The following is a 21,751-nucleotide window of genomic DNA, read 5'->3' as shown; positions in this document are numbered from 1 at the left end:
GTGGGAAAATGGAGTATTCATATAAGTTCCGTTTGTATCCCACCCGCGCGCAGGAACATCAGATCCAGCGTACTTTCGGCTGCTGCCGTTTTGTCTGGAACCATTACCTTGCCCAGCGCAAAGCGGTCTATGAACTGGACGGACACACTATGAACTACTATGCGTGCGCCAGAGACATGACCTCTCTGAAAAAAGCACTTCCCTGGCTGAAAGAAATAGATGCCACCGCCCTGCAATCCTCCATCCGTGACCTTGATACTGGATTCCAGAACTTTTTTCGCCGAGTGAAAAAAGGCGAGAAACCCGGATACCCGAAGTTTAAGAGCAAGAAGAACCGCCGGAATTCTTATAAAAGCAAGTGTGTCGGTGCCAATATCAAAATAGTCGAGAAGTGTATCCAGCTCCCGAAACTCGGCCTTGTGAAATGCCGCATTTCCAAAGAGGTTAAGGGTCGTATCCTTTCCGCTACTGTATCTCAGAATCCCAGCGGGAAATACTTCGTTGCTATCTGCTGTACCGATGTAGAGATGGAGCCATTGCCCTCTACTGGTGCCGTTGTTGGTCTTGACATGGGCCTTAAATCATTCGCAATCACTTCCGATGGGGTGGAACATCCGAAACATCGCTATCTGCGTAAGAGCCAGAAGAAACTTGCCCGTCTCCAGCGGCAGCTCTCCCGAAAAACAAAGGGGAGCGATCGCTGGGAGAAAGCACGGGTTAAAGTAGCACGGCTCCACGAGAAGATATTCAATCAACGGAATGACACCATGCACAAACTGTCCACGAAACTGGTCAGGAATTATGACCTGATTGCCATTGAGGACTTGGCTCCAAAGAACATGCTGCGCAACCACAATCTGGCCCGATCTATCTCTGATGCAAGTTGGGGTGAGTTCCGGCGACAGTTGGAGTATAAAGCAAAGTGGTATGGAAAAGTGGTTGTCACGGTAGACCGATTCTATCCATCCTCGCAGATATGTTCCGCTTGCGGTGCTCAATGGTCTGGCACAAAAGATTTGTCTATTCGGGAATGGACTTGCCCAGTGTGTGGCACGGTGCATGACCGTGATCGCAACGCTGCTGTAAACATCTTAAAAGAAGGTCTGCGCCTGTTGGCGTGACCTACATACTAGGGTGGGACACGCCCGAAGTTACGCTCGGGGAGACTATGTAAGACCCATTTGGGCAACGGTCGCTGAACCGAGAATCCCCTGCCTTTAGGCATGGGGAGTGTCAAAAGGTGCATTACAATACTGAGCAGCTCCGCATAGGCCCGATTTGCTCAAACCAGTGACACATGCTTTGCCTTGGGTGGCCTGCTCCATCTTTTTAGCCAACGCCCGCAGCGACTCACCTTTCGGGTTTCCGAATAGCAACTCTTGTGGGTGAATACCAATGTAGTCCGCGATGCGGAACACGGTATCGATATCAATCGAATACTGCATCTCCGGGGCATCCTCCCAAATCCATGCTGAGTGCAAGGATCTGAGTGAATCGGGAAGATCATTTGATTGATGTACGCCATACATTGCCAGTGTGTCCCGTAAGTGACGGCGTAGCTCACCGAGCGGCGACGCCTCAAAAGAGGTAATGGTCTGTTGATTTTTGGTTTGCATATGTTTACCCTCCCAAACAGACAAATTTATACTTCTTATACTTCTTGTACTTATTGTACATCGTGTGCATCGTGTGTGTCAATAGAGGTGGGAGCATTTTACAAGAAAAATCTTGTACTTCTTATACTTCGTGTACATCGTGTGCAATAATAAAAGACCTTCTGTATAACGCAGAAGGTCTTTGTATTTTGTGGCTACAAATTTAAAGAGACGATTTTTGTAGTTGTGTCCATTCCTTTTTATATCGGTAATAGGTCGGTTTGGTAAGTCCAAGCTGCCGTATGCAGTCAGTCGGGCGTATCTGACCGGCCTTTACTTTTTCGTATGCCTCGCCAAAAGTGGCAAGGTCCAGCTTGCGCGGCCGGCCATACCGTGCCCAATCGCCGCGGGCCTTCATCGCTTCGATGCCTTCCCGCTGACGCTTTTCCCGTTTTTCCATTTCGGCCTGGGCAAACACGGCATACATTTCAATCAGCATCTGATTGACCGTCTGCAAGATGAGGTTGGCCATCTGGTCATCAAGCGCCGAATCGTCCAATAGGGTGGTCGGGATTTCCAAAATCATCACCCGCACCCCGCGCTCCTGAAAATACCGCAGCTCTTTTAAGGTATCTTCCTTGTTGCGGCCTAGGCGGTCGAGCTCGGATAAAATGAGCACATCTCCCGGCAGCAGGCGGCGGCGCATAAACCGGTATTCCGGCCGGTCGAAGTGGCGGCCGGTCTGCTGGTCGGTATATAGGTCGGCCAGCTCCCAACCCCGCGCGGCGCAAAACTCCCGAATCGCCCGGACGCCGCGATCCAGGTGCTGCTCGGTGGTGCTGGTGCGGTGATAACCATAAACTGCCATGTGAAATCCCCCTTTGCTGGATTTATTGTACGGCAAAGGTATCAAAATGTAAAGATAAGAAATAAGCTATCTTAAAAAGAATAATGTATAGATTTTGATATTTTTATAAGAGGAAAAGTCTTATATATTAAAATGTATACATTTTAATACCATACAGATCAATGTGTTTATGAAACGGGCCTCCCTGGTGTTGTAGTATCGGGGTACATATTATTTAAAGTTATATTATATACTCTATTGACGTATACTCTATTTAATGATATAATAAACATAGGAAAGAGGGTTACATGCAGCAAGGAGGAAAACAAAATGAAAATTATCTACAACGGCAACGGTTATTGTATCAGTCAAGAAGATGGAAAGTTTTTCTTTTCCGATGACAACGTCGTCTGTGAGCTTGCTCACGAGATCAAGCATCCGGAATATATCCATTTTGACGAAAACAAGGGCTGGTGCTACAAAAACGGAAAAGAACTTCCGTGGGCTGATGAGGATAGGCTTTAAGGGAGGGGGTGGAGGATGATCGAACGGATTAACCCTATACTGCTCCTGCTGAATGGTATTAGTATGGCTATCGGCGCATTGGTGCTGCTGATCTTGGTGATCTACGTATTTGGTGTCGCTGTGCAGGCAGCAATTCGGGTGTGGGTGCGTAACACAACGGCAGGCCACAATGTGATTTCATACTGTCGTCACCGGCGAGATTTTGACGAGTGGATGCGTCACCATAGCAAAAAGTAAAGAAAAACACCGTCGCGGCCCTGCCCCTGACTGATGAACTGGCGCAGAAATGGATGCGCGCCAAGGTCGATGAGGACTATGCCTATGAAAAGCTGCGGCTCAAAGCCGAGCAAGTGACCGGTATGCCGATCACATATCTGTACGAATACGAAGTCAAGACATACCTTTGATGGAAGAACACTACACTATGCTGAAAGATTAACTATTAAAAGTCAACCCCTAAAATGAATGGTGGTGGTCAAGTGGTGGTCAACCGGAGATGGTTCAAAAAGGGCATAGCAAAGCTGAGGTCTTGTCAGACCCCTACTGGGCGGCTATTCAAGTGGTGTCACTCAGGCTGCTGAGCGATAGGGTTGCTTGGATTTCTCCATGGCAAAGATAAGCCGCACCAGCTTCTTGGCAGCGTGGGAGATGGCAACATTGTAGTGCTTACCCTCGGCCCTCTTTTTAGCGAGATAGGCGGCAAAGGTTGGATTCCAAAGACAGACATACTTAGTAGTATTGTAAAGAGCGTAGCGTAAGTATCGGGAACCTCGTTTCTCCATGTGCGGGTAGCAATTTTTGAGCTGTCCGGATTGGTAAGTAGACGGTGACATTCCGGCATAAGCCAACAGCTTGTCTGAGGAGTCGAAGCGAGAGAGATCCCCAACCTCTGCCAGGATCATGGCACCCATGCGGCAGCCAATACCTGGAATGGTGGTGATGGGAGAATGGATTTCCTCCATCATGGCCTCAATTTCTGCTTCAATCTCGTCAATCTCGGTATCTAATTCCTGGATGAGACGGATGGTGTGCTGTAACGCCAAGGACTTGGCAGGCATTTTAGAACCAATGGAGTTTCGTGCCGCATCCCGAACTGCCACAGCCATATCCCGCTTATAGCGTCCTTTGGAGGCATTCTCCAGAAGGGATTTGAGCCTTGTCAGGTGTGCCTTGGCAATCTGTTTGGCACCTGGAAACTCTTCCAGCAGAGCATAGACAGTCGCCAAATGGAGAGAGGACACCAGCTTCTCCAGTTCAGGGAAGAGAATGCAAACCAGTCTGGAAATTGAGCTTTTCAGTTTTGCTCGTTCTTTTACCTTGTCAAAACGGTATCTGGTGAGTGACTTTAGTTCCTCATTGTGATATGCTGTATTCGTGTAGGGTTTGAGGCCCACATCGGATAACAGCATAGCAGCAATGGTTCGAGCATCTACATGGTCGGTCTTGGTCTTTCGCAGGCTGAGACTTTTCCGGTAGAGGTTCGTGCGTAAGGGATTCAAGACATAGGTGGCCAGACCGTTGTCAAGAAGAAATCCAAGCAGATTGTAGCTGTAATGTCCCGTAGCCTCAAGCCCTACCTTTATTTTGTCCTGGGATGCGGTGCAGGCCTGGATTTTCTCCAGCAGTGTGTGAAATCCATCCATATTGTTGGAAATGGTAAACACATCTGCAAGCACTTCACCCTCCGAACTCTGAATAAAGCAGTCGTGCTTGTCCTTTGCCACATCAATACCAACAGAAACTACCATTTCTAAAACCTCCAACGGTAAATTTGTAATGCTGTTCCACAGAACACTTTGCTTTTGTAACCTTGTTCCACATAAACCGTCTGGCGGTATTTAACTGATTAACAAAACTGCAAAGGGCTGTGGTTGGAACCTTTCAGGAACCATCTTGTGGTAGGAGAATCGCACCAATCCACAGCATCCCTTACAGTGTAGCACAGCCCTTGGAGAGGGGCCTTAAAAACTACTACTCTATAATACAAGGAGAACAACAATGAGTCTTGAAATGCCTTGTATCTACTATCGCGGCAATGGCCTTTGCCGGTATGGAGGAGACGAAAGCGAAGCGAATGTTTGCGGATTTGGGCCATGCGAGCATGAAACACCGTCACGTGGGGATATAATCCGAAAAATGAACGACGATGAACTTGGAAGCTTCCTTTACAGTCTGTTTGAATGTGGGGATTGCACGAGAAATTCGGAATGCGAGTGTGGGATTTTGAGGAAAGGGTCTGACGGGTGGCGGAATTGGCTCCGAGAACCCGCATTGACTCTGAGACCCCGTAGAAGCGGCTTAACCATGCGAAAGATCACACCTGGCCTTTACCGGCATTTCAAAGGAAATATGTACAGAGTGGCGCATATCGCGACGCATACCGAAACCGGCGAAAAGATGGTCGTGTATCAAGCGTTGTACGGCGATTTTGGGTATTATGTCCGGCCCTATGACATGTTTGCCAGTGAGGTGGACCGGGAGAAATACCCGGACGTGACGCAGCAATACCGCTTTGAAAAAGTGGAAACGCCACCACCGGAATTGATGTTTGCGGATGTGAAATGCCCGCGCTGCGGCGCAATCTGCGACAATGAAGGGCATGGGGATGTTTTTCACTGTTCCTGCGGCTGGACTGGGAAAATAGACGAACACAAAAAGGAATGACTATGTATCTTGACATATACTCTGATAGGTAATACGATAAAAGCGTTAAATAGAGAAAAGAACGCTTCTTATTGTAAAAGGAGAAATATCATGACATATGCGACTTATTCTGAGTTTGTTCGGTCTGCTGATGAATTGCCGTTTGATATTTTCCGTGCACGCTGGCTATTAAGGCCGGAGTGTAATAACATCAAGGGATTTGACCCTGGAGATCTTGATCATAGTACAGGGGTGTTGCAAGATTTGTACAACGAGATCAGGTGTCCGATTAGCTCGCTGCGTGCAATCTCTGGTCTTTCTCAAAAGAAATTTGCCGATCGCTTTGCTATCCCATGCCGAACCGTGCAAAACTGGGAAGCACGTGGAGGCTGCCCGATCTATCTTAGATTGTTAATACGACACTCCCTTGGACTTCCATCCTTGGAAGAATTGCTTGGTGTAGAACCATGAAACTATTAAAGGAATGATAGAAATGCTGCATAATATATATCAGGAATCTGAGTTAAAAACCAATGAAATCGGTAAAAGAATTAAGGCAGCGCGCAAGGCAGCACATTTAAGCCAATCAGAACTAGCCCAACGTCTAAACAAGACAATGCGTACGGTTCAAAAATACGAAAGCGGTGAAATCGAGCCGTCCATTGGGATGGTTACTTCCATCGCAAATATTTTAAATACATCTCCAGAAAAACTGATGGGCTATCAGGACGCTGACGCTGAAATGGGAAGTCTTTCGGATTTCATTTCAGTGCTTTATAGATTGAATAAGAAAGAAAATATCCGTTTTGAAATCGATGTACAGCGTACACCTCACAGTAAGGAATGGTCCTGTTCTATAAAATTTAAGGGAAATGACCCCATAGCCAATGCAAACAATCCTTTGTGTTTGTTTCTGGAAGACTTCCAAGATATGCGTCGGAAGCTAGAAGCATCGTATATTGATTATGAGGTGTTTAATCAATGGATTAAACGAGCCCAGGCTTATTCGGAAGATGTCAAATTATAAGACAAGGCCTGGTACAGAATCTATAATTCTGCTCCGGGCCTTGTGGTAGTATGATCTGGGTAAATCGTAAAAACTTATGACATGGCAAGGACGATATGATATAATAAAAAAATAACCGCCCCCAGTTAAGAGAGCGGCGTTTCATCGACCTAAAATCGAAACAGGAACGACCGCCTCTAGCCCAGGCCGCCGTTTATTGGTATTTATTATACTCAAAACCCCCGTATTTGTCAAGTGTGAACCGATTCAAAGAAAGCAGAGGATGAGGATGAAAAAATCAGCCAATACCATACGGGCCTGCCATTTTCGCAAACGCAATGGGCAGTATATTCTCAACCCCAAGGCGTGTTATTGCTGGCATATCCCCAAGGCGCTGCGCCGCTCCCGTATCAAACCCGGCGATCTGGTCATGGTACGTGTTCACGACCATAGGGAAGTGGTGCTGGTGATGGAAGTGTTCCGCGAGGAGATCGAAGAAACCAACCGTACCTATAAACCGGTGCTGTGTAAGCTAAAAAAGAACTTCTTAAAAAAGTTGTAAAAGTCGATAAAAGAGGCAAGAAGGGATTCAAATGGAATACTCGAAAATCTGTGACTGGTGGAAAAATCAGCGAATACAAAATGCAAATGAGCTGTCCGCTATATTAAGTTCATACGGTATCCATTTTGCCTATCACTCTGGAAAAATCGAAAACGATAGCATCACCTACTATGATACACGAGAGATTTTTACCAACGATACCGTAACGAGTTATACAGGGGATTTGCGAACATTATTTGAAATCCGCAATTCAAAAGAGGCATTTGAGGCAATTTTAACGGCTTTCGATCAAAGAATGCCTTTGACCGAAGATTTTGTAAAGCAGATACAAAAGCGACTGACCAAAAACACCTATGATACCAGAAGATATCAACTCGGGGAGCGTCCAGGTGAATATAAGCATAGAGATTATGTAACAGGCCGAGATGAAACCGGTGCTCCGGCTTCTGATGTGGCCGAAGAAATGGATGAACTGCTAGATGAATTGCAGGACGTAGACAATAAAAACGCCCTGATGGCAGCGGCCTATTTTCATGCAAAGTTTGAGAACATTCATCCGTTTGCCGATGGAAATGGCCGCACCGGTCGATTGCTGATGAATTACTTTTTGATCCTGCATGAACACCCGCCCATCGTCATACATGAGCAAGATCGAAAATCTTATTATGCAGCCTTGGAAGCGTTTGATCGGGAACAGGAGCTTTCTCCTTTAGTTTCTTATCTTCAGAGGCAGCTTGAGAAAACCTGGACCCCGTCTTTAGAGCGTTCAAAACCTGAGAAGAAGCGAATGGCTGATATCCTCAAAGAAGCTTCACTTTCTGCAAGTCAGACACACGACTACTCCCGATCCAAAGACAAAAATACGGAACGCTAACTTTACTTCATGTGCATACTTCTTGTACATCTTGTACATTATATGCTTCATGTGCAATAACGCCCGACACAGAACCTTATAATTCTGTGTCGGGCGTTGTCTATTTAAAAAATATTTTTAATGTGAACTCAGCCATTCCTGAAACTGTTCTAATGTAATACGTTCAGCAATACAATCATCTCGCTTTTTACGCGCCTCTGCGGACCACAAGGTGAATGCTTCCTTGGTCATACGGTTGGCTCTCATACGGGAATTGAGTGTCTTATATACCTTCATATAGGCTTTCCTTGCTGGATGCTGAGCACGAGTGCTGTTATATAACCGGGCTGCACCAATATTCATGCAGGTTCGCAATGTGCGGGAATTTTCAACAATGCGCGTGCAATATTCACGTTTAGATTTTCCCATGACTGCGAAATAGCGGCCACAGTTTTTGCAGATTTTAAATCTTACATCCTCCTGTAAAAACAGAGAAAGGAAATAATCTCCGATTTCTATTGGTGTTTGAGGATAAAATACCTGCGTAAGTGCATAATCGTGGTCTTTCCACATCGGATGCTGGAGAAAATCACACGGCATAGGCAGTGAACCAGAAAAATCACATAAATATTCTCTACGCCCCGGTTTTTCAGGCCATGTAGTACGGTTGTCCAGAACTTGGCGCTCTCATTTTCGCCGACCCACACTTTCCTCGGCCAAAGCTTTGACACTCTTGCTGAGGCCGCTAAGGCGCAATATGGGGAGGACTGCACCACTGCGATCTATTCGGAGTTTTCTCGTGCCTTCGTTTACTGCAAGCTGGAAGATGGAAAAGAAAACCGAACCGAGTTCTACTGTTCGCCGGTATGTTCTTAACCACCAAAATGATAAAAAAACCCCTGCCGTCAGGCAGGGATTTTTATCATTTACTTTTCATTTAAGCATGACTCTGGTTCAGACTAACGCTGTATTGTTCAAGTTCGTGAATTGCTGCTTTGATTTGTGTCCGATCTACGGTAACAGGCCATCCGTTCACGAAAGACGATTGATAAAATTCTTTCGTCACGGATCCTGTATTGATATCCAGATAGATTCTTGCCATAGCAATCTGATCCTGATAATACGCAATCATACATTGAATTGCTGTGTTTTCATTTTCTGAAAGAATTCCCGTTGTATCTCGAACCGATAGCTGATAAAATGTCACATCTCCAGTTTGTTCCGACGTCCAATTACCAGCAATTTCAACATAGGCATCTTTCAAGGGGTCGCTAAATCCAGGAATAGTGTATAGCGAATCTTTCGCAGCAATCCATGCGCCAGAAAAATTATCCAGCGTCATACAGTTAATTTTATCCTTCCAATCCGATTCAATCGGTTCCCAACCACTGGATTTCAGAAAAATTTCGGTAGTTTTCTGATAATCTGGTGTGGAAAATGGAAGAGAGTGCCCAAACCATACGCCAATCAAGAGAAAAGCAAACACAACAACGATGTATTTATACTTCTTCATGCCGGATTTACTAGACGCAAAGTGGTGCTTCCTGCGGCTTCAAAATATTTTGTCTTGTTGTTCATCTGTCCCGTTGAGTCTATATAAAGGTGATGATAACCAATATAAGCTCTTCCTGCTAATGTAAAATTTTTAGAGCTTCCGGGCGGGACCGAACTGGGCACACAATAGAACATATCTTGGAATCCGGCACCAGATGTTGACGATGTATTCAAAAGTTCATCAATTCCATTGACATCCCAAACTTGCCATTCTACCGTTTTATCATTATTACCCATAATCGTATCGATAGAACTTGTTGTCCAATTTACAGTATATGACTGTCCCGCGGGCAGAGGAATCGAAAACGATATATTCTGCGATTCACTCTTTGGCTTCATCTCACTGTTACTGAATCGAACCTCGGTGGAACCGCCAAATCGCATATTACAATTGGTAGCTGCCACTGCCCACGCACTCGGTTCTTCCTGCAAAATTACTCGTTTGGCGTTGTTGAGATTGCCTTTTACAGAAGCGCTTGCCACACGCGATCCGCTAACCAAAAGTTCTCGTGCGCCCCACATTTTCACGGTTACAGTAGCGTTGTTGTCGGTTTGCACGAAATATGTGTACAAACCATCATCAATCGCCGGCATAATTGGTTCATCTTCTGGAGATTGTTCAGAAATGCGTTCTTGCTTTTCACTCTCTTTTTCAAGGGTTTCCGCGAGGAAACTCATTGCGTTATTGAAAATAACTCCATTGTTTCCAAACTCCACAGTTGTCTCATCGGGGTCCCCAATGTTATAACTTGCAGTAGCGATACATTCACCAGAATTGATATTATACATAAAATCAATGCCGATAAAGTTTCTTTCAATTTCTGAAGACCCATTGTATCCGCAAGCAGAACCAATTAACGTGATATCGTTGTTGTTATTATATACCAATATAATTCCGTCTAAAGTTGTGTCCCAGTTTTCCGAATCCCATTTCACAGAAACCTTTGTGTCAATGGAAGATCCATGCTCATATTGTGTATTTTGTGGCTCGATGGTCAGTTCCAATTGTGATGTGCTGTTGGCCGCAAGTCCAGACAGACTTGCATGGACGGGGTCGATTTGTGCAACATATTTCGTCTCTTCTACTGCATTTGCAAAGATCAGAGAGGCCAAAATGATACAACATGCCATACTGCTTCCTAGCAATCTTTTTAAACTAGTCATCGTTAAGCTCCTTTCCATTTAAGAATAAAACTTGAAATAGAAGTAATTATTGTATTTCCATTATAATCAAAAAAAACAGAATACGTCAATATATGAAAATACATGATATTATTTCCATCTACTTGTGCAAATCATATAAAAATCGATATATACATATCTTACGATTTTCTTATAGAAATAAACTTGAACCTGACTTGAAAAGATACTTAGGATATGCTATTATGTCAATAGGAAAAATGATGAGAGTATCCATAGGATACAAAAACCCCCGGAGGTCGCAACTCCGGGGGTTTTCTATTCCATTTTGGGTGGGCGGCTTAGACCTAAGGTTGGTTACTAACTATTCTTCTCCATGGATGAGTGTGTAAACCACTATACATTGCCTTTACTCATCGAAATCCGGATACAATTCCAGTGCAGCAAACTCGTCATCGGTCATGGACCGGAGTTTGGAGAGGGCACTGTCCGTCAGCTCCCGCAGTTCGGTTTCCTCCTCCGGCAAAAGCTCATCGCGCATCTCAGTCAGAGCGTCGATCAGCCCGGTGCGACTGCCAGTATTGTAGATACAAAGCAGGTTTGTTTCCTCAAAAGTTAGGATATTATTCATCTTTTACACTCACTCCTTCATTGTGCTAGTGCTTGTCCCACAGCCTACGCAGTGGGTTTTCTCGGTCGCATTCTATCTCTCCATATCCGATCGATTATGCTGCATAGAGGCGGAAGGAGAAATTTGTTGGGCGTGTCTCGCAGCCGCAGCGATTTGTTCAGCCATTGATTTAGGCGGTATGAAATTGTGAATTTCAGAAAAACCAATGGAATTGCAATAATAGAATGAGACAATACCGTTTTGCTTAATAGCAACAATATCGCTGACACTCATAGATGGACTATGGTAATCTACCGGTTTTTGAAGATTGAACTGCTCATACAACTTCTCCACTTTTTCCATTATACTGCCAGAATCATTCAGAGGGGAAGTATAAATCAGGTCATAGTTACTACGATCCACAGAAAGATTGTGGGATTTCAGCCAATCGAGATTCATATATCGCACATTCAAGGGGTCATCGTGACCCACCTGATAGATAGCAAAACAATCGCCCTGATGGTCAAGAAATGCCTGCTCCCGTTCCTCCTGATGGTTCACACGATCCTTGACCAAAGCATGAAATTCTGAGCTTTGCTCCCATTCCTCACAGGATACAGCAAAAATGCTGTCATGGGCGTCCAGATCGGTGGTGTCAAAGGCCATCTCAGGGGTGCCATCCTGGATGATGTAAACGGTTAGGTCGCGCTCCATCAGCTCGTAGGCTCGCTCTTTGGAGAGGGGCAGAAGATCGCCGTCCAAGTAGCCACACTTCTCCAGATCATTCTGGGTCAGCGTCGGGTCTGGCATGGGATATGTGTCCAATGCCTGCTCCTGAACATCTGGCAACTGGGTGGCGGTAGCTTCTATGGTATGCTGGTAGGCGACCTCCTGTAAAGTTTCGATCATGGACAGCGGAGCATATTTGATGGACTTGTCACCCATCCCCAGGTCCTCGCAGATGTGGTTGACTGCTATACAGCGGCCCATGTTCAACCCATCCAACTGGCCGCCGTCCAGCTGCTTCATGGTCGCTACATCGTAGAGCGTGTAATCCCATCCGGTGTCACAGGGCTGAACATGAAGATAGGTGGTATCATCCAGCACCAGCAGGGCCTCCCGGTGCTCGGCGCTGGGCTGGGGACTTTCAGTATCGAAAGACAACGGAGATTCCTTATCGGAGTTCCAGTCAGTATCAACGCCCATCGCCATTGCTTCATCAACCATCTTCACAAGGTTGTGGTCAGGTTCCGGCTCGTCCAGCTGTGTCGGTTCAAGCACGGGCACAAGCTGATCCAGGCGTCCCATAAGCTCGGCAGCTTTTTGTGTGATTTCATCCGGTTCGTCCTCGTTCACGATATTCTGGAGCCATTCGCGTACACCGCTGGCATCTCCGCTTCGGAGTGTGGCAGTCAGTTCGTGCAGTGCGTCCTCACGGCTATCTGCATTGTTCCGATACTCATAAGGGTCATAATCGAAAGTGAACTGGTCGATGTCTGATGCCAGCTGCTCGATAGAGTCCTGCTGCGGTTCCGTGGCGGCAGTCAAGTCAATGCCGCGCTCCTTGCAGATTTCCTTGTAGTTGCGCTCGATGTCGTTAATCAGCTCGCAGGAAGTCTTGTTGATGGTCTCCAGACTGGCCCGCAGTTCCTTCAGCTCCTTGTCCTTCGACCAGGAAGCGATGTAGCCAAAACTGTTCTCGCCGGTCTGGATGCCGAAATACTGACAGACCGCATAGGAAATACTCTCGGCCTCTACTTCCTCGGTGTTGCGGTTCTTGGCGGCCTGTTTCACCGCCGTCAGATCTTCCTCCACTTCCAGCCGCCATTCAAAACGATTCTCGTCCACATAGTGCCAGCCTTCCTTGGCGGCGGCCTGTTCCGCCTCCGCTTCGGTAGCAAAGTCCAGGCGATAATCATGTTTGATGCCGCCCTCACTTACCATGACAATCTTCCAGGTCGGCTCCACCTCGTATTTCTTCGGGTCGTGGAGCTTGCTGTGTGCAACCTCATGGACAGCGGCGGAAACAGTCTGCACCTCGCTCATACCTTCACGAATGGCGATCCGCTGCTGTTCGGAGGAGAAATACCCGTCCATATTGGCGGCTATCGGCTCAAACTCGATAGGGACTGGGGCGGAACGCCGCAGGGCCTCCAGAAATGCCTCATAGTGCGGCACCGTACCGGACAGGCTGGATGCCAGCTCCGGCAGGGGCTTGCCGTCTGTCTGGCTCACATCGAAAACCTTGACCGGACGGAACATGGGGATTTCGATTTCCTTTTCCTCCATGACCGGCTTGCCATCTGCATCCAGGATGGGGGCTTGGGTGTCCGGATCGAGTTTCATTTCCTCGACCTTTTTTTTGTAGGGGGTGGGGGCGATAATGGTGATACCATGCTCGCCCTTTTTCACGTGACGTTCAAACTGGTTTTTCCATTTTTGAAAGCCAGCGACCAGTGTGGCATCTGGTCGCTGCATATAGATGAGCATAGTGTTATTAACGGAATAGCGATGGAACCGGGACATCACGGACAGATAGTGCATATATTTCTCACTTTCAAACAGTTCCTTGATGCCCTGTTCGATGCTCTCTGTAATTTGGCGTAGACGGTCTTGATTAGTTGATTGTGCCATTAGCGGATCTCCTCATCATGTTGTCTCGGATTTTTACTTGGTTTTCTGGGTGGCATAGGTTGTTTTAAAAATTCACGTAATGATAGCGGCTTTTCATCTTTCGTTTTTGTGTCAGCACCATCGCCAATGTTCAGCAAGGAAGTCAGCTCTACCAACCGAGCAGACTTTATTTGTAGATCATTCTCAAAGGGGAACGGCTTGTCCACTTCTTCTTTGGCGGTGGCCTGTTGCTGATACAGATTGTCCAATTGGGACTTGACCGCTTCTAAACGCTGAGACATTTGAGCGAGTGCATTGTCGATACGGGTTAGGTTGCCGCGTGGATTTGTACCTAGAGTCACCAAATGTTTCATGTGCCCTTTCAATAGGAGGGTATATTCCTGTTGCCAGGCTGAAAACTCCACGGACATGGTAAAGCCCCGGTAGGTGCCAATCTGTACTGGATCGGAGCCTTTGACCTCCTTGCAGGCGTCCAGCAGAGCGGCACCGGCGTTCTCTTTGTCGGTCAGGGTATCGCCTCGGATTTCCATACCGGCAAAGCCATCCTCTGGGTGAGGGTGAGCGGCCAGGGTCTCCAGGTCTGCTTCAAAGCCTTGGATAAAACTCTTATGCTTTTTGATCTCCTGCGGGAAGTATTGTAGTAGCTGATCCTCCAGATGATATTGCTTGCTCTGATGGTCAGCCTTCATCAATTTTAGACGAGATACTTCCACATCCAGGTCCATACGCTCCTTAATACGAGGGTCTCCGGCGCACAAGGCTTTAATCTCGGCAAAGGATAACGCTGTTTCATCTAAATCGTCGCAGCTCCGCACCGGTGACTTGGAAGTCATAATCTGGCTAATGAATTTCTGCTTGTTCTCGACGGTTTGCCACAGGTAGGCATCGAAAGTTCCCTCAGTCACATAGCGGTACACATGGACCAGGGGATTTTGGTTGCCCTGGCGCTCGATACGACCCTTGCGCTGGGCAAGGTCTCCCGGCCGCCACGGGCAGTCCAGGTCATGGAGCGCCACAAGCCGGTCTTGCACATTGGTGCCAGCACCCATCTTGGCGGTGCTGCCCAGCAAAACACGCACTTGGCCAGAGCGCACTTTGGAAAACAATTCCTTTTTTCGGGCTTCCGTGTTGGCCTCATGGATAAAGGCAATCTGGTTGGCGGGTATTCCCTGGGCGATGAGCTTTTGACGAATATCATCATAGACGGTAAATACCGGCTCCGGCTCGTCCAGTGGCACGGCCTGTTCCAGAGCGTGAAGAGTGGGATTGTCCAGTGCTTTGGCCGCTTTTTTGGAGGGGGTTATCTGGGGGGTGGAAATATCGCAAAATACCAGCTGGGTCAGCTTGTCGGCATCGCCATCCCGCCAAATCTGCATGATATTATCTACGCAGCGATTGACCTTGGTGCCGGGTTCGTCCGGCAGCAGCGGATTGATAATACGCTGATCCAGGCCAAGTTTACGCCCATCGCTGGTAATTTTGAGCATATTGTCCTGGGACGGGTCAACAGAGCCGCTGTGTACCTTGGACGCACGTTCCGAGAGAACTTGCACCATTTCTTTCTGGTGTTCCGTGGGATTGGCCACGATGTTGTGGTATTCCACCTTCGGGGTAGGCAGGTTCAGCTGATCGGCGGTCTTGATGTCCGCCACCTCTTTGAACAGGTTCATCAGCTCCGGCAAGTTGAAAAACTTGGAGAAGCGAGTGCGCGCCCGGTAGCCGGTGCCCTCCGGTGCCAGTTCCAGGGCCGTCACAGTTTCTCCGAAACGGCTGGCCCAGCAGTCAAAATGGGTCATACCAAGTTCCTTAAGTCGATCGTATTGGAGATATCGCTGCATAGTGTAAAGTTCGGTCATGCTGTTCGATACAGGGGTGCCGGTGGCGAAAATGACACCACGGCTTCCAGTAACTTCGTCCATGTAGCGGCACTTGGCAAACATATCAGAGGATTTTTGGGCGTCGCTGGTGGAGAGACCTGCCACATTCCGCATTTTGGTGTATAAAAACAAGTTTTTATAGTTATGCGCTTCATCGACGAATAGGCGGTCTACGCCTAGCTGCTCGAAAGTCACCACATCATCCTTGCGGTCATCGGCTTGGAGTTTTTCCAATCGAGATTCCAAAGATTTCTTGGTGCGTTCCAGTTGTTTAACCGTAAAGCGCTCACCACCATTGGCTTCTACTTCAGCAATTCCCTGGGTGATTTCGTCGATTTGTTCATGCAAAAGCCGTGCTTGGCGCTCTGGACTGATGGGAATTTTCTCGAACTGGCTGTGCCCCATGATGATGGCATCATAGTCGCCGGTAGCAATTCGCGCACAGAATTTTTTTCGGTTATGTGGCTCAAAATCTCGTTTTGTAGTGACCAAGATGTTGGCGGATGGATAGAGCCGCAGGAATTCCGACGCCCATTGCTCGGTCAAATGATTCGGTACCGCAAACAGGGATTTTTGACACAATCCCAGCCGCTTGCTCTCCATTGCAGCGGCCACCATTTCAAATGTCTTGCCGGCACCTACCTCATGGGCCAGTAGCGTATTGCCGCCGTACAGGATGTGGGCGATAGCCCCTAGCTGGTGCTCCCGGAGGGTGATAGACGGGTTCATGCCGCCGAAGGTGATGTGGGACCCGTCGTATTCACGGGGCCGAGTGGAGTTCATTTCCTCATTGTACTGGCGCACCAGAGTTTGACGGCGCTCTGGATCTTTCCAAATCCAGTCCTTGAACGCATCCCGAATGGCCTGCTGTTTTTGAGCTGCCAAGGTGGTCTCCTTAGCGTTCAACACCCGGCGTTCCTTGCCATCTGCATCTTCTATGGTGTCATAAATCCGTACATCCCGTAGGTTTAGGCTGTCCTCCAAAATCTTATAGGCGTTGGCGCGGCTGGTGCCATAGGTGGTATAGGCAGCCACATCGTTTCCGGATACTGATGTCTTCCCTGAGATTTGCCATTCGGCGGTGTAAGGGGAATAATGGACCTCAATACCATAGTTATTCTGAAGGTATAATGGCGTGTTGAAGGTTTCGTACATGAATTGCTGGATGTACGTCTTGTCAATCCAGGTCGCGCCCAAGCGCACTTCGATTTCCGACGCATCCAAGTCTTTGGGCTGAGCAGCGGTAAGGGCCTTCACATTGATGGTAAAGGCTGAGTCCTGTTCTGCTGCCCTTTGTGCCTGTCGCAGCTTGCGTCGCACATTACCGGAAAGATATTCGTCGGCGGTCACATAGATAGGCTGTTCTCCCTCTGGCACCGGTCCAGGTACACGGAAAATTACACCTTGCAGCTCGGTGGTCAGTTCATCACTGGTTTTTCCGGTTAGCTGCTCCATGTACGCTATATCCACACATGCCTTTTCTGCGATGGAGACTGCCAGGGCTTCGCTGGCGGTGTCCACAGAAGTTACCGCCTCATGGGGCTTGATGGTGCGCTTGGTAAACATATCCGCTTTGCGTTCCAAACGTCCGTCCTCGTCAATAACTTCCAACGCACAAAGCAAATAATAACTGGAATCATCGTCAAAGGCCAGCCGGTTCGCTCGGTCATTGATGAGGCCGTACTTGGCGGAAAAATCGTCATAGAGCCGGTTTAGTTCCGCCTGCTTCTCATGAATTTCGCTGTCCTGCGTGGCGGCGTCCATTTGCAGATCGATCAGTTCCTGGACGCAATCCCGCAGGCCCACCATCCCTTTGACACGGGCTTCGGCGGTGGCATTGAGATCGGAGCGCACCATGCGGCTGTTCTCCCGGAAATACACAGCTCCGTCCACTACGGTATAGGAGTAGTTCTTCACATTGGGGTCAGCGGGGATGGAGGTGTCGATGGCTTCACCTTCGCCCAGCTCCGGCAGCTCGGCCTCCTGGTAGATGCCGCGAATGTACTTCACAGCATCGTGCAGCTGATCGGCCAGCTCCAGCCCCTCGATGGGGTTCACGGTGTAGTCCATGCCGTGAGCGGTGCTTTCCGGCTCCTGTCGGCCCAGTACCATTTCCGGGTGGTCCAGGAAATAGCGGTTGATGGCAAAGCCGTCCTCGGTCTGTCCGGTCTGCGTCCACTCCGGCACGATGTCCAGCGGGCGATCTCGCTTTTGGAGGAAGATGATGTCCGATACAACCTCGGTCCCGGCATTGGCCTTGAACGCATTGTTGGGCAGACGGATAGCCCCTAGCAGCTCGGCGCGCTGGGCAAGATACCGGCGCACGGTGGAATCTTTGGCGTCCATCGTATAGCGGCTGGTGACAAAGGCAACCACGCCGCCGGGACGCACCTGGTCCAACGCCTTGGCAAAAAAGTAGTTGTGAATGCTGAAATTCAGCTTGTCGTAGGCTTTGTCCCGAACCTGATACTGGCCGAAAGGTACATTGCCGATGGCAAGGTCATAGAAGTCCCGCCTGTCGGTGGTTTCAAACCCGGCCACAGTGATGTCGGCCTTGGGATAGAGCTGCTGGGCAATCCGCCCGCTGATGGAATCCAGCTCCACGCCGTACAGACGGCTGTTTCTCATTTCCTCCGGCAGCATACCGAAGAAATTGCCCACACCACAGGACGGCTCCAGGATGTTACCGGTCTCAAATCCCATGCGGCCCACGGCATCGTAAATCGCTTTGATGACCGTAGGGCTGGTGTAGTGCGCGTTGAGGGTAGAACCTCTGGCAGCGGCATATTCCTCTGGGGTCAGCAGCTCCTTCAGCTGGGCATATTCCTTGCTCCAGCTTTCCTTGTCGGGGTCAAAGGCATCGGCAAGGCCGCCCCAGCCCACATACCGGGAAAGGATTTTCTGCTGTTCCGGCGTTGCCTGCCCGGTGGTTTCCTCCAGGTGTTTCAGCAGCTTGATTGCCTCGACATTGGCCTGGAACTTGGCCTTGGGGCCGCCTTCGCCCAGGTGATCGTCGGTGATACGGAAATTCTCGGCGGTGCGGCGCAGATTGGCCTTGTATTCCTCATAAGAGGCTTCCTCGGCAGCTTTGACATTGGGGAAGGTTTGCCACTCGCCGTTTACCTGAATGGAAACGGGGTGTTCGTCCGGCACTTCATCCAGAGTATTTTCCGGCTTGACAGCAGGCGTGGGCGGCTCCGGCTCATTGGTTCGTAGGGTCTGAACAACCACATCGTAGGGCAGATTGTTCTTGTCGCCCGGATAGACAGCCACGGTCTCGGATTGGAAGGCCGGGGTTTCGGCAACCGGTTCGGGGCGTTCCTGCCCAAAACCGTCCATCTGACGGGCATACATCCCGCGCAGCAAAGGCGCAACCTCATCCCAGCGGAAGGATAGCATGGCCAGACGCTTTTCCTCTGCATCCAGCACTTCCAGTTCAATGCCTTCAGGAGTAGTACGGTAGTCGGTAGTATCGCCGGTTTCTAACTCCATCGTTTCCACGATGTCGGGATAGGTCTGGCTCAACCACAGGGCAACCTCCCGGTTGCTCTTGCCGCTGTGCAGCAGCTCAGAAAGCTCCACCTTGTCCGTCTCACCGATCAGGCCGTGGGCCAGAACATCCCGAAGGTCCTGGTTCACCGTATCAGGATTTAGCGGCAGGAAATCCGTTACCGCCTCGTTACGGGTGATGGGCTGATCGGATAAATCAGGTGGGGCTATCTGAGCCTGGGCTTTTTCATCCGGGTAATCCCCATAGATACGCAGATATTGTCTGGCTTCCAGGTCGTAGACCGCTGCGCCATCATAGGCAAAGCCGTCCGGCTCCATTGTGCCGTCCACATAGCTCTGTGCTGCTTTTTCTGCTTCTTCCAGTGTCGGGTATTCTTTCTTTTCATCAAAGCCGTTTTCAAGATGGTGATAGACTACCACTTGATAAGGACGGCTTTCTTGATGTTGCAGTCCAGACAGCTGATCTTGTTCGACTTGGGTGTAGAAGCGGTCCTCTTTAATAAGCTGGGCAATCCGGCGCTGCACCTTGGGCCAGGGCAGCTTCGTTCCTTCCGGGCTTTCCGGGCGGACCGCAAACGGGGTTTTGCCATCGCTGCCGTCAAACTCGCGTGCCAGCCATGCAGCGGTGTCTTTCTCCCGTGCATGGTCTTTCATGTATCGGACAACGGCGTGTTTGCTTTCGATTTTGCCATTCCAGTCCTGGATAGCCTTGTCGATGTCATTATCCGAGAGAGGGCGCAGCAGCTCATGGAGCTTGGAATAGGTTTCGTCGATGATCTCCCGGTGCAGGCGCTGGCGGAACTCCGGCGTGTCAGAATAGAGGCGAAGCAGCTCCATGTTGCCAGACCCCAGGACAGCACGACGAATCGCGGCGTTACCCTCGATCACGGCATTCTCATGGTCACTGTGACCGCAGGCATTACGATATGGAACATCCTCCATAACAGCGGCCAGTACAAGTGGCTTGTATTGCTCATGCAGCTCCCGAATCGTAGGGGCTGCGGCTGCTTCGGTATCCCGGAATACTCTGGTCCCGTCTGCGCCGAACTCCGCTTCCTGGGCATTGATGTGCTGTTCCGCCTTATGGTCGATGGAGGGCATGGAATATTCTTGCCGCTCCTTGCCGCCCTCCGGGACAGCGGAAATGGTCACATCATGCTTATCACGCAACTGTTCCACAATCTGTTCCAGCCGGTTTGCCGGAAAGCCGCACCTTTCCACACGGCCACCGCCGGGGATGGCGCGGGTAGTGAGGTTGAGGTCCAGTTCCGCAGCAGCAGTTTTAGCGTCCTCACCGTACAGCTCAAAGAAATCGCCCATCTGATACAGGACCATATCATCCGGGTGGCGCTCCTTGACGCCGTTGTATTCCCACACAGCCGGGTCCGGCTGCTGGTCTTGCAGGGCATCTTCTTCAGCCAGGGCCTTTTCTGCCTGGATTTTATCGTACTCTGCCTGTTCCTGTTCGGTGAGATAGCGGTCCTTCTGAATCAGTCCGGTAATCCGCTTGGAAACTTTATCCCAAGTAAAATGCACATCCGGGCAGCCATCTTTTTTATAGTGCAGTCCTTTTCCATCATAATCTTCCTGACTACCTATTGCGCCAGACAGGGCATGGGAGCGCCCTCCGATGCCATACTCATGCCGGAGAAAATCCACCTTTTCCTTATCCGTATGGGGTTCTTGGAAAAAGGTGAAAATACGGCCCTTACCGCCCTCAAAGCCGCTGCCGCTGGTCATGGCAGCATCAATCTCGTCCTCGGTAATGAACTGCTTGACCGCAGGTACTTCTGTCAACTGAGAGGAAAAGGCGGTACGGGGCAGGGACAGGTCTTTCAGGTTTTCCCAAATCTCTCCGGGCTTGTGATAGTGGAACCGCAGCAAATCCCGGTCCTGCTGATAGGCCGTCCAGAATGCTGCATATTCTTCTGCAAATCTCTGGCGGAACTCCGGGCTTTTCAGCTGCTCGGTGAGCCATACGGATTCTTCCGGGGAACTGCGCCCCGGATTTTCGGCAAGGCTGGACAGATATCCGGCTTCTCTGGCTTTTTCGCTGAAATCGTGGTACAGATGCCAGAACTTTTCCGCGAGACAGGCGCGTTCATATCCTTCGGCCTCGGCTAGCTCCACATTGGTGGCAAACTGGCCGTCCTGCAAAAGCTGGCCGATACGCTCAGCGGCACTCTCCCAGGAAATGACCTGGGCGGACTTATCGTAACGGGCAGTTTTGCCGTGGGAAAGATGGATTCCATCCTCGGCATACCATGCGGTGACGCTGCCGATCCCGTTGCCGCCATGGTACAGATTTTTCAGGATGTCCGCGATCTCGGCTGTGCTTTTTTGCTTTTCAAAGGCTGCAACCACACGCTCCCTCTGGCGGTCCGAATTGCCGCCC

General features: G+C 49.3%; 17 protein-coding genes and 1 pseudogene. 8 read left to right on the top strand and 10 right to left on the bottom strand.

What is annotated here, in order from left to right; translation table 11 throughout:
- Nucleotides 1–8 precede the first annotated feature (8 nt).
- Nucleotides 9–1,121: an IS200/IS605 family element RNA-guided endonuclease TnpB gene (gene tnpB, locus EFB11_RS15985; protein ID WP_122791362.1), complete on the top strand. Its 1,113-nt coding sequence runs from the start codon at nucleotides 9–11 to the stop codon at nucleotides 1,119–1,121.
- Nucleotides 1,122–1,217: 96 nt separating this feature from the next.
- On the opposite strand, the gene EFB11_RS15980 is transcribed toward tnpB, so the two are convergent.
- Nucleotides 1,218–1,616 carry a hypothetical protein gene (locus EFB11_RS15980; RefSeq protein ID WP_122791361.1) on the bottom strand — a complete coding sequence of 133 codons (399 nt, stop codon included), beginning with the start codon at nucleotides 1,614–1,616 and terminating at the stop codon, nucleotides 1,218–1,220.
- A 202-nt stretch (nucleotides 1,617–1,818) separates the two neighbouring features.
- Nucleotides 1,819–2,463, bottom strand: a complete 645-nt coding sequence (locus tag EFB11_RS15975) for a recombinase family protein (RefSeq protein ID WP_122791360.1) — start codon at nucleotides 2,461–2,463, stop codon at nucleotides 1,819–1,821.
- Nucleotides 2,464–2,772: 309 nt separating this feature from the next.
- On the opposite strand from EFB11_RS15975, the gene EFB11_RS15970 reads away from it, so the two are divergent.
- Together EFB11_RS15970 and EFB11_RS15965 are read left to right on the top strand one after the other, a co-directional pair.
- On the top strand, nucleotides 2,773–2,967 hold the full coding sequence (locus tag EFB11_RS15970) for a hypothetical protein (RefSeq protein ID WP_122791359.1): 195 nt from the start codon (nucleotides 2,773–2,775) through the stop codon (nucleotides 2,965–2,967).
- 15 nt (nucleotides 2,968–2,982) lie between these two features.
- A complete protein-coding gene (locus tag EFB11_RS15965; RefSeq protein ID WP_122791358.1) occupies nucleotides 2,983–3,204 on the top strand; it encodes a hypothetical protein in 222 nt (73 codons plus the stop codon).
- A gap of 332 nt (nucleotides 3,205–3,536) precedes the next feature.
- On the opposite strand, the gene EFB11_RS15960 is transcribed toward EFB11_RS15965, so the two are convergent.
- The gene (locus EFB11_RS15960; protein ID WP_122791357.1) at nucleotides 3,537–4,715 is read right to left on the bottom strand and encodes an IS110 family transposase; all 1,179 of its coding nucleotides are present in this window, start codon (nucleotides 4,713–4,715) and stop codon (nucleotides 3,537–3,539) included.
- A 250-nt stretch (nucleotides 4,716–4,965) separates the two neighbouring features.
- Between EFB11_RS15960 and EFB11_RS17595 the strand changes: the two genes are divergently transcribed.
- From EFB11_RS17595 to EFB11_RS15940, 5 genes are all read left to right on the top strand, one after another.
- Entirely contained in the window at nucleotides 4,966–5,631 is a 666-nt protein-coding gene (locus tag EFB11_RS17595) for a DUF1653 domain-containing protein (RefSeq protein WP_442906888.1), read from the top strand.
- 90 nt (nucleotides 5,632–5,721) lie between these two features.
- Nucleotides 5,722–6,081: a hypothetical protein gene (locus EFB11_RS16970; protein ID WP_164706826.1), complete on the top strand. Its 360-nt coding sequence runs from the start codon at nucleotides 5,722–5,724 to the stop codon at nucleotides 6,079–6,081.
- A 22-nt stretch (nucleotides 6,082–6,103) separates the two neighbouring features.
- Nucleotides 6,104–6,637, top strand: a complete 534-nt coding sequence (locus EFB11_RS15950) for a helix-turn-helix domain-containing protein (RefSeq protein WP_164706825.1) — start codon at nucleotides 6,104–6,106, stop codon at nucleotides 6,635–6,637.
- A gap of 268 nt (nucleotides 6,638–6,905) precedes the next feature.
- Nucleotides 6,906–7,178, top strand: a complete 273-nt coding sequence (locus tag EFB11_RS15945; RefSeq protein WP_122791354.1) for a DUF5839 family protein — start codon at nucleotides 6,906–6,908, stop codon at nucleotides 7,176–7,178.
- Between the two features lie 31 nt (nucleotides 7,179–7,209).
- A complete protein-coding gene (locus tag EFB11_RS15940) occupies nucleotides 7,210–8,052 on the top strand; it encodes a Fic family protein (RefSeq protein WP_122791353.1) in 843 nt (280 codons plus the stop codon).
- Nucleotides 8,053–8,169: 117 nt separating this feature from the next.
- On the opposite strand, the gene EFB11_RS16965 is transcribed toward EFB11_RS15940, so the two are convergent.
- The 7 genes and pseudogenes from EFB11_RS16965 to EFB11_RS15905 form a co-directional block, all read right to left on the bottom strand.
- Nucleotides 8,170–8,631 (bottom strand): DUF6076 domain-containing protein, encoded by a 462-nt coding sequence (locus EFB11_RS16965; RefSeq protein WP_164706821.1) that lies wholly within the window; start codon nucleotides 8,629–8,631, stop codon nucleotides 8,170–8,172.
- Between the two features lie 20 nt (nucleotides 8,632–8,651).
- Nucleotides 8,652–8,738, bottom strand: a pseudogene (locus tag EFB11_RS17590) (transposase); the annotation flags it as partial.
- A 230-nt stretch (nucleotides 8,739–8,968) separates the two neighbouring features.
- Nucleotides 8,969–9,544, bottom strand: a complete 576-nt coding sequence (locus tag EFB11_RS15930) for a hypothetical protein (RefSeq protein WP_122791352.1) — start codon at nucleotides 9,542–9,544, stop codon at nucleotides 8,969–8,971.
- On the bottom strand, nucleotides 9,541–10,749 hold the full coding sequence (locus EFB11_RS15925) for a hypothetical protein (RefSeq protein WP_164706824.1): 1,209 nt from the start codon (nucleotides 10,747–10,749) through the stop codon (nucleotides 9,541–9,543). The genes EFB11_RS15930 and EFB11_RS15925 overlap by 4 nt, the downstream gene beginning before the upstream one ends.
- Nucleotides 10,750–11,134: 385 nt before the next feature.
- Complete coding sequence (locus EFB11_RS15920) at nucleotides 11,135–11,356, bottom strand: transposon-transfer assisting family protein (protein ID WP_122791350.1); 222 nt, start codon at nucleotides 11,354–11,356, stop codon at nucleotides 11,135–11,137.
- 72 nt (nucleotides 11,357–11,428) lie between these two features.
- Nucleotides 11,429–13,969 carry a YodL domain-containing protein gene (locus EFB11_RS15915; protein ID WP_442906887.1) on the bottom strand — a complete coding sequence of 847 codons (2,541 nt, stop codon included), beginning with the start codon at nucleotides 13,967–13,969 and terminating at the stop codon, nucleotides 11,429–11,431.
- Entirely contained in the window at nucleotides 13,969–21,720 is a 7,752-nt protein-coding gene (locus EFB11_RS15905; protein WP_243115264.1) for a DEAD/DEAH box helicase family protein, read from the bottom strand. The genes EFB11_RS15915 and EFB11_RS15905 overlap by 1 nt, the downstream gene beginning before the upstream one ends.
- Between the last annotated feature and the right edge of the window lie 31 nt (nucleotides 21,721–21,751).

This window comes from Intestinibacillus sp. Marseille-P6563 (genome assembly GCF_900604335.1).
Taxonomy (GTDB): domain Bacteria; phylum Bacillota; class Clostridia; order Oscillospirales; family Butyricicoccaceae; genus Butyricicoccus_B.
Note: the sequence above shows the minus strand (reverse complement) of the source record. Positions and strands in the feature narration are given on the sequence as shown.